The organism is Streptomyces sp. P9(2023) (assembly GCF_032436795.1).
Classification (GTDB): Bacteria; Actinomycetota; Actinomycetes; order Streptomycetales; family Streptomycetaceae; genus Streptomyces.
This window is the reverse complement of sequence record NZ_JAUPWM010000009.1, coordinates 245552-254516: the sequence shown is the minus strand read 5'-3', so window position 1 is coordinate 254516 and position 8965 is coordinate 245552. Positions and strand designations below refer to the sequence as shown.

9 protein-coding genes are annotated in these 8965 nt (G+C 71.6%); 2 read left to right on the top strand and 7 right to left on the bottom strand.

The genetic code is table 11. The annotated features are described in order from the left end of the window. Positions 1 to 140 precede the first annotated feature (140 nt). Positions 141 to 1076, bottom strand: coding sequence for a diiron oxygenase (locus tag Q5762_RS16380; protein ID WP_315892829.1), 936 nt, complete (start codon positions 1074 to 1076; stop codon positions 141 to 143). A 181-nt stretch (positions 1077 to 1257) separates the two neighbouring features. Here Q5762_RS16380 and Q5762_RS16375 point away from each other — a divergent pair, with 181 nt between their 5' ends. Further along, complete coding sequence (locus tag Q5762_RS16375; protein WP_315892828.1) at positions 1258 to 2367, top strand: ferritin-like domain-containing protein; 1110 nt, start codon at positions 1258 to 1260, stop codon at positions 2365 to 2367. Between the two features lie 86 nt (positions 2368 to 2453). Further along, positions 2454 to 3293, top strand: coding sequence for a hypothetical protein (locus tag Q5762_RS16370; RefSeq protein ID WP_315892827.1), 840 nt, complete (start codon positions 2454 to 2456; stop codon positions 3291 to 3293). A 56-nt stretch (positions 3294 to 3349) separates the two neighbouring features. Here the strand turns inward: Q5762_RS16370 and Q5762_RS16365 are convergent, their stop codons facing one another. The 6 genes from Q5762_RS16365 to Q5762_RS16340 form a co-directional block, all read right to left on the bottom strand. Then, on the bottom strand, positions 3350 to 4819 hold the full coding sequence (locus Q5762_RS16365) for a penicillin-binding transpeptidase domain-containing protein (protein ID WP_315892826.1): 1470 nt from the start codon (positions 4817 to 4819) through the stop codon (positions 3350 to 3352). After that, complete coding sequence (locus Q5762_RS16360) at positions 4816 to 6195, bottom strand: FtsW/RodA/SpoVE family cell cycle protein (RefSeq protein ID WP_315892825.1); 1380 nt, start codon at positions 6193 to 6195, stop codon at positions 4816 to 4818. Before Q5762_RS16360 ends, Q5762_RS16365 begins: the two co-directional genes overlap by 4 nt. Before the next feature lie 120 nt (positions 6196 to 6315). Continuing rightward, on the bottom strand, positions 6316 to 7602 hold the full coding sequence (locus Q5762_RS16355; protein WP_315892824.1) for a HAMP domain-containing sensor histidine kinase: 1287 nt from the start codon (positions 7600 to 7602) through the stop codon (positions 6316 to 6318). Then, on the bottom strand, positions 7599 to 8402 hold the full coding sequence (locus Q5762_RS16350; RefSeq protein WP_315892823.1) for a hypothetical protein: 804 nt from the start codon (positions 8400 to 8402) through the stop codon (positions 7599 to 7601). Before Q5762_RS16350 ends, Q5762_RS16355 begins: the two co-directional genes overlap by 4 nt. Before the next feature lie 28 nt (positions 8403 to 8430). Next, on the bottom strand, positions 8431 to 8631 hold the full coding sequence (locus tag Q5762_RS16345; RefSeq protein WP_315892843.1) for a sortase domain-bontaining protein: 201 nt from the start codon (positions 8629 to 8631) through the stop codon (positions 8431 to 8433). Then, positions 8631 to 8837, bottom strand: a complete 207-nt coding sequence (locus Q5762_RS16340) for a class F sortase (protein ID WP_315892822.1) — start codon at positions 8835 to 8837, stop codon at positions 8631 to 8633. The genes Q5762_RS16345 and Q5762_RS16340 overlap by 1 nt, the downstream gene beginning before the upstream one ends. Positions 8838 to 8965 lie beyond the last annotated feature (128 nt).

Below are 8965 nucleotides of genomic sequence, written 5' to 3'. Positions count from 1 at the left end.
CTGATGTGCGGCTCCGCCGCGTGGCCAGAGCCGCCGCCCCAGGCGGCTGGCAGGCGCTCACGCCAACAGTCCGGAGGCTGTGCCTGATGTGCGGCTCCGCCGCGTGGCCAGAGCCGCCGCCCCAGGCGGCTGGCAGGCGCTCACGCCAACAGTCCGGAGGACTTCCAGAGCCGCCGCCCCGGCCCCCGGAGTACGCCGATGTCGTCCAGGAAGTCGGTCAGCCGCCGGGCGCCGGACTGCATGACCTCCCGGCGGTGCCCGCTCGCCCTGACCTGGGCCACGGCCTCGCGGCGGTCCAGGCCCACGTTGTCGTACACCTTCGGGTTGACGAAGCAGACCGAGAAGACCCGGGCGGCCTCGCCGCAGCTGATGCGGGTGAACTCCTGCTCCCAGCGCGGCGCGGTCACCATCTGGCGCCGCAGCTCCTCGCGGGCGTACCGCACGTGCCGCGCCTCCTCCACGACATGGATACGGGTGACCCCGCGGACGATGGTCTGGACCCGCTCGTCCGGGAAGGTCAGCCGCTGCATCCAGTCGAGGATCTCCTCACCGAGCAGGGTGGCGGAGAAGGAGCCGGGGGTGGTGGAGACGGTCTTCAGGACGCGGGCGAGGTTGTGGTAGACCCGCGGCACCGGGTAGGCGGGCGCGCCGCCCTTCTGGATCATGCGGGCGAACATCATCGAGTGCCGGCACTCGTCGGCGATCTCGGTGAGCGCGTAGCGGACGTGGTCGCTGGTCAGGGACTTGTCGTAGATGTGCCGGACGAGCAGCTGCATCAGGATGATCTCGAACCAGATGCCGAGCGAGGCGAGCGAGGCGGCCTCGTGCCGGGCGAGGTCCATCCGCTGCTCCTCGGACATCCGCCGCCACATCGGGGTGTCGTAGAGCGACACCAGCTCCGGCGGCCAGAACCACTTGCCGTCTTCGAGCGGCGCGGCCCAGTCGAGTTCGGTCTCGGGGTCGAAGGAGTGCTTGAGGGAGGACTCCAGGAGCCGCGCGGCGACCTGTTCCCGGTCGCGGAGCGGGCCGAGGGCGTCCCGGAGGAGAGTGAAGTCCTGCTCGGTACGGGTGGTCATGACGGTGCGACACCTCGCTGTGCTCGCGGTCGGGTTACCAGCGGTCGGACGGGCGGTCGACACTTATGAGACTGCTCGTCAGTAACCGCGTCAATCCCTTCTGCGTGACTTGTTGACCCGATGTCTACCAAGGTGTCAGCCTGCCCGGAGGAGCACGACCCGTGAGAGTAAGGAGTCGTCAGTGTCGACGCACGACCTCTACACGAAAGCCCCGGGAGACCCCATCTGGCAGGTCCCGGCCACCGGTTCGGCGCGCTTCAGCTGGGAGTACGAGGACGGCCGCGAGCGGCTCCTCGCCCTGTACCAGAAGGGCAAGGACAAGCAGTGGGACGGCGCCAAGCGCATCGACTGGGAGCTGGAGGTCGACCCGTACGACCCGCTCGGCACCCCGGACGACGTCCTCACCCTCTACGGCACGCGCCACTGGGCGAAGATGACCGAGAAGGACAAGGGCGAGCTGCGCAGGCACTACGCCTCCTGGCAGTTCAGCCAGTTCCTCCACGGCGAGCAGGGCGCGATGGTCTGCGCCGCGCGGATCGTCGAGTCCGTCCCCGACCTCGACGCCAAGTTCTACTCGGCGACCCAGACCATGGACGAGGCGCGGCACGCGGAGGTCTACGGCCGCTTCCTGCACCAGAAGATCGGGATGCTGTACCCGATCAACGACAACCTGCAGGGCCTGCTCGGCGACACCCTGCGCGACTCCCGCTGGGACATGCCGTACCTCGGTATGCAGGTCCTGATCGAGGGCCTCGCGCTCGCCGCGTTCGGGATGATCCGCGACACCACGGACAAGCCGCTGCCCAAGCAGATCCTGGCGTACGTGATGCAGGACGAGGCCCGGCACGTGGCCTTCGGGCGGATGGCGCTGCGCGACTACTACAAGCAGCTGTCGGACGCGGAACTGCGCGAACGCGAGGAGTTCGTGATCGAGGGCTGCTATCTGATGCGGGACCGGCTGCGCGGCGTGGAGGTCCTGGAGAACTTCGGCATCGGGCGGAAGGAGGCGGAGGAGTACAGCGAACAGAGCGAGTTCCTGCACCTCTTCCGCAAGCTGCTGTTCAGCCGGATCGTCCCGTGCGTGAAGGACATCGGGCTCTGGGGCGAGCGGCTCCAGAAGGCCTATCTGGACATGGGCGTCTTCGACCTCGGCGACTCGAACCTGGACCTGCTGATGACTCAGGACGAGGAGATCGCGGAGGCGTTGGACCGGGAGCGGTTCGCGGTGGAGGAGCGGGAGCGGGTGGCGGAGGTGGCGGAGGCGATCGAGCAGGGGGCGGGGGAGGGGTAGCGCCGGGTCCTGGGGTGAGCCCTGGGGTGCCCCCGGTGTGGCCCCGGGACTCCCTGCTGTCATACGTGTGACGTACCGTGCGCGACATGAGCATGCCGCCACCGCCGCACCAGCCGCCGCACAACCCGTACGGCGGTCCCGTCCCGCCCCCGCAGCAGCCGGGGCCCTACGGGCAGCAGCCCGGGCCGTACGGTCAGCCGCCCCTGGGCCACCCGCAGCAGCCCGGCGTCCCCCAGCAGTACCCGGGCCCCGGCGCCGGTGGCTGGGGTCAGCCGCCGATGGGTCAGCCGCCGAAGAAGAAGCGGACCGGGCTGATCGTCGGGATCGTCGTCGGCTCCCTCGCGGTCGTCGGCGGCCTCGGCTACGCCGGGAAGCTCGTGCTCGACGGGGCGGGCGTCACCGGCGACTTCCCGGAGGCGACGCACAAGCTCGTGGTCCCGAAGACCCTCCTGGACGGCTCTTTCACGCTGACCAACGACGCGTCGGAGACCGAGGGCAAGGAGGTCGAGGACACCTACGACCCGACGGTCAAGGACGCCAAGGCGGCCATCGCCCAGTACGGCGGCAAGGAGAGCTCGGTCCTCGTGGTCTCCGGCTTCCACGGCCGGATCAAGAACCCCACCCTCACCCGCGCCTCCATCCTCTCGGGCGCGGCGAAGGACAAGGGCACCACGCTCGTCATCCAGCCGAAGGACTTCAAGCCGGCCGGCCACGACGTCACGGTCACCTGCCAGGTCACCACCACCAAGGACGCCACCGGGACCGCGACGCTCCCCATGTGCGCCTGGAGCGACGAGAACACGGCCTCCTTCGTCGCCGTCGTCACCACCGAGTCGGCCACCGCCGACCCGTACGACGTCGACCTGTCCGAACTCGCGGACAAGACGGCCAAGGTCCGCGCGGAAATGCGCAAGCCGATCAACTAACGGGGCCCCCACCCCGAAACTCCGACGAGCCCCCGGGGGCGGTGGCTGGCGGTCCGTCAGGGGGTCTTCCTCGGGCGGAGGGCCTCCTCCATCACCGACCGGGCGATGGGGGCCGCGCTGCCGCCGCCGCTGATTTCCGTGCGGCTGGCTTCGGCGTCCTCGACCACGACCGCGACCGCCACCGCGGGCTGGGCCGCGTCCGTCGCCTGGGCCCAGGCGATGAACCAGGCGTACGGGGTGCCGGCGTTGCCCAGGCCGTGTTGGGCCGTGCCCGTCTTGCCGCCGACCGTCGCGCCCGGGATCGTCGCGTTGGTGCCGGTGCCCTCCTCGACCGCCCTGACCATCAGCCGCTGGAGCTGCGTCGCGGTCGAGGGGCGCATCGCCTGCCGGTAGCTGCGCCGGCCCGTCGTGTCGACCGTCGTGCCGCCCGCCGTCGTCGTCCGCTCGACCAGGTACGGGTGGGCGATCTCCCCGTTGTTGGCGACCGCCGCCGCCACCAGCGCCATCTGCAGGGGCGTGGCCGTCGTGTCGAACTGGCCGATCGACGACAGCGCCAGCTGGTCGTCGCTCATCCTCCGGTCGAAGTTCGACTTCGCCACCCAGGACGGGACCGTCAGGCCTCTGTCGTTGAAGCCGAATTTCTCGACCGCGTCCACCATTCCCGTGAGCCCCACCTCCACCCCCAGCCCCGCCATCACCGTGTTGCACGACCACTGGAGTGCGTACGCCAGCGACGCGTCCTCGCACCCCTTGGCCGCGTTCGGCAGCACCTGCCGCGTTCCCGGCAGCACGAAGGGGTCCGGGGTCTTCGTCGGTGCCTCGACGTCCGTCACCACGCCCGCGTCCAGCGCGGCCGCCGCTGTCACGATCTTGAAGGTGGAGCCGGGCGGATAGGTCTGCCGGATCGCCCGGTTCAGCATCGGCTGGTTCGGTGAGGTGTTCAGCCTCGCCCACGCCCCCTTGACCCCCGGGCCCGTCCCCGACAGTTCCGCCGGGTCGTACGAGGGCGAGGAGACCAGCGCCAGGATCCGCCCGCTCGACGGCTCCACCGCCGCCACCGCGCCCCGCTTCCCGCCCAGCCCCCGGTACGCCGCCTCCTGCATCGACGCCCGGATCGTCGTCACCACGTCCCCGCCCGCGAGCCGGCCCCGGCTGAGGTCGTCCCAGAACGGAAACGGCGCCAGCATCGGATCCGTACCCGCCAGCACGCCGTCCTCGGCGTGCTCCACGAACGTCGTGCCGTACGTCTGTGAGGCGAAGCCGGTCACCGGCGCGTACAACGGGCCCTGCTTGTACGTCCGTTCGTAGCGCAGCTGCTGGCCGCTGTCCCGCGAGCCGGTCACCGGCCGCCCCTCGACCGTGATCTCGCCGCGCGGCTCGCTCCAACGGGTGATCGCCACCCGCCGGTTGGCCGGGTTCTCGTCCAGCGACTCGGCCTGGAAGACCATCACCCGCGCCGCGTTGACCAGCAGCGCCACGAGGAGCACCAGGCAGAGCGCCGCCGCGCGCCGGATGTACGGGATCACCGGGCGTCCTCCACGATCGGCGCGATGACCCCGGTCTCGACCAGCTCCGGGCGCGGCGCGCGGGCCGAGTCGCTGACCCGGATCAGCAGCGCCACGATGATCCAGTTGGTGACGACGGACGAGCCGCCCTGCGCCAGGAACGGCATCGCCATGCCGGTCAGCGGGATCAGGCCCATCACCCCGCCGGCGATCACGAAGACCTGGAGCGCCAGGATCGAGGCCAGGCCGATCGCAAGGAGTCGCCCGAAGGGGTCGCGTAGGGCGAGTCCCGCCCGGTAGCCGCGTGCGACGAGCAGCGCGTACAGCAGGAACAGGGCGGTCAGCCCGACCAGGCCCAGCTCCTCGCCCGCCGTCGCCAGGATGAAGTCGGACTTGGCGGCGAAGCCGATCAGGATCGAGTGGCCGAGCCCGAGGCCGGTGCCGAGCATCCCGCCCGCCGCGAAGGCGAAGAGCGACTGCGCGAGCTGGCTCGGTCCGTCGCCCGCCTCGATGGAGGCGTATGGATTCAGCCAGTCCTCCACCCGGCTGTGGACGTGCGGTTCGACCGACCCGACCGCGAACGCCCCGACGCCCGCCAGGAGCAGCCCGACCGCGATCCAGCCGGTCCGCCCCGTGGCCACGTACAGCATGATCACGAAGAGGCCGAAGAAGAGCAGCGAGGTGCCGAGGTCCCGCTCCAGGACCAGCACGCCCACGCTCAGCACCCAGATCGCCGCGATCGGGCCGAGTACCCGGCCGGTGGGCAGTTGGAGCCGCCAGATCCGGCGGCCGGTGTACGCGAGCGCATTGCGGTTGGCCGCCAGGTACGCGGCGAAGAAGACCGCGAGCATGATCTTGGCGAACTCGCCCGGCTGGAACGAGAGTCCGCCGATCCGGATCCAGATCTTCGCCCCGTTCACCGCCGGGAAGAAGATCGGCACGAGCATCAGGAGCAGCGCGGTGGCCATCGACAGGTACGCGTACCGCTGGAGAACCCGGTGGTCGCGCAGCAGCACGACGACCGCGCCGAAGAGCGCCACCCCGAGCGCCGACCACACCAGCTGGGTGAAGGCCGCCTGGTCCTTCGGCGTCTCCAGGTCGAGCCGGTGGATCAGCACCAGGCCCAGGCCGTTGAGCAGGACCGCGATCGGCAGCAGCAGCGGATCGGCGTACGGCGCCCGGAACCGTACGGCGAGGTGGGCCAGGAGCGCGAGACCGCCGAGACCCGCTCCGTGGCGCAGCGCGTCCGGCGGTACGGCACCGCTCCGGGCCAGGCCGACGCCGGCGTAGCCGAGGACGGAGATGAGGACGGCGCAGACGAGGAGGGAGAGTTCCACGCCGCGGCGCTTCGGGATGCGTAGCGCGGGCGGGGGAGGGTCCGCCGTCGTTGCGGTCATGGTCCGCAACGTAGCAAGCGATATGGCTTATATCCCTTATGTGTGAGGGTGTGCCGTCAGAGGTCGGGCGGCTCGTGAGGGTGTGCCGTCAGAGGTCGGGCGGCTCGTGACGGTGTGCCGTCAGGGGTCGAGCGGCTCGTCCGTCAGCCGTACGTACTCCGGCAGCGTCAGCCGCGCCTCGGCGCCGCCGCCCGGTGCCTCGCCGAAGACCAGCTCCGCGCCGATCACTTCGGCCTGTCCGACCGCGATCGTCAGACCGAGCCCATGGCCCTTGCCGCCGCTCTCGGTACGGAACCGCTGGGGCCCGGACGCGAGCAGATACTCCGGGTACCCCGGGCCGTGGTCCCGTACCGTCACCACGGCGCCGTCCACGGTCAGCACGACCGGCGGGGCGCCGTGCCGGTGCGCGTTGGAGACCAGGTTGCCGAGTACCCGTTCCAGGCGCCGCTTGTCCGTCTCGACCGTGGCGTTCCGGCCGATCCGCACCTCCGTCCCGGTCCCGGACGCGGCCACCACCCGGCGGGCGATCGGGCCGAGGTCGTGCACGGCCAGGTCCACCGTCTCGTTGCGGGCGTCGAGCCGTGAGATTTCGAGGAGGTCCTCCGTCAGCGATCGCATCGCCCGCACCCGGTCCCGTACGAGCTCCGACGGCCGCCCCTCCGGCAGCAGTTCGGCGGCGGCCGACAGACCGGTCAGCGGGGTGCGCAGCTCGTGTGCCACGTCCGCGGTGAACCGCTGCTCGGTCTGGAGCTTGCGCTGGAGCGAGGAGGCCATCGTGTCGAGCGCCCCGGAGACCGTGGCCACCTCGTCCTGCGGGCGGGCGGGGTCCTTCGTACGGGGGTCGTCGACGCGCGCGTCGAGGTCGCCCGCGCTGATCCGCCGGGCCACCTGGGCGGTCAGGTGCAGCCGCCGGGTGACCCGGGTGACCGCGAACGCGCCCACGAGCAGCGTCGCCCCGATCGCGAGCACAGAGGAGCCCAGGATCGACCGGTCGAGGCCGTCGATGATCTCCGCGCCCGTGGAGTAGTCGACCCGTACGGCGAGGGCGTGGCCGTCGGCGGGACCCGCCGCCCACATGGTCGGCCGGCCCTCGTACTTGTCGACCACCGTGCCGCGCTCACCCCGCAGGGCCAGCGTGCGCAGCTCGTCGGGGAGGCCCACCGGGTCGATCCCGGCGGACCGGGGGAGCGGCTCGCCCGCCTCATACGCCCGGGACGCGGTGGAGAGCCGGGTCAGCGCCCGGTCCCGGAAGTCGTCGACGGTCTGGTTGGACACCGAGACATGGACGAGGGCGCCGAGCAGCGCCGCCAGGGCGCAGCACATGACGGTGATGAAGACCGCGGACTTCCAGGTGAGCGTCGCGGTCCAGGCCGGCAGCCGGGGCCGGCGCCGCCGTCGCGCCGTCACGGGCCCTCCGCGAAGAGGTCGTCCGAGGCGGAGGGCGCCGGAGCGGAGGGCGTGGGCGAGGAGCCGGGCGGCGCCGGGCTGGCCGAGGGCTCGACCAGCCGGGGCTCGGGGGCGGGCGGGACCGACGGGCCGGGGGGCTTGACCCGGACGATCTCGTCCCGGGTCGGGAGCATCGCGCGCTGCTGCTCGTCCCAGGACCAGGCGGTGCGGTACTCGTACCCCGGGATGCCGGCCGAGGACGCCCGCACGATCACGTCCCGGCCCGCCAGCTCCACGCTGATGACCTGGTCGATGGTGGACATGATCCGGGTCAGCCCGCCGTGCTCGGCGAGGTAGACCCGCACGCCCACCTGCTGCTCGGGCATCCGGATGCCGACGATCAGCTCGTCGCGGCCGTTGCCGGTCAGATCCCGGTAGTACGCCCGCATGACCGGGCACTTCGCGGGCTCCTGGACGCATCGGCCGATCTGCCGGGCCGTCTCCTCGTACATGCCGTCCGCGCCGGAGTACGTGTCCGGGCGGGCCTTCACCTCGGCCCGGACCACGGAGATGGGGTCGACCCGGCGGACGTCGTTCTCGGGGACGCTGATCCCGGGGACGGACTGGGTGTCGGTCTCGCCGTAGTCGAGCGGCGGCGCGGTCGCGGGCGGCAGATCGGGCCAGAGGCGGACGGGCCCGATGGCGGTGGGCGTGGCGCCCGCGCTCTCGAGCCCGCCCTCGGCGCCGCAGCCGGACAGCACGAACGGCGCCGCCACGGCCAGGGCCACGGCGGCGGCGAACGGCAGTCCGCGTGCTCTCACTCTGCTCCTCGGGTCCTCTCGCTCCCCGCTACTGCACGAGGTCGGCGAAGAGGATGATGTTGTCGGTGCGGTGACCGTCCTCGACGGAGCCGCCGCAGGTGATCAGCCGCAGCTCGGGACGGTCGGTCTTCCCGTAGACCTTATTCGTAGGGAAGTCCTTTTTGTCGACCTGCTGGATCGCGCGGACCTCGAAGGTGGCCGTGGAGCCGTCCGCCCGGCCGACCTCGATCAGGTCCCCATCCGCACCTTGGCCGCGTCACGCAGGAGCGCCGGGCCCTTCGCGGTGTCGTACTGCGCGACCAGGACGGCGGGCCCCTTCCCGCCGGGCGTCACGCCACCTGTGTACCACCCGGCCTGCCCGGCCTGGTCGGCGGAGGGCACCTGGAGGCCGCCGTCGGCGTCCAGGCCGAGCCGCAGCACCGGGGAGGTGTCCACCCCGGCCGCCGGTGGTGGCGGTGCTCACGGACGGCTCCGGATCCTCGGCGCACAGGCTGATGGATTCGAGGCTAAATGTCCGCTATTTGCGGCCTGGTGGCTGGCAGTGGCCCGTAGGCGCCTCGACG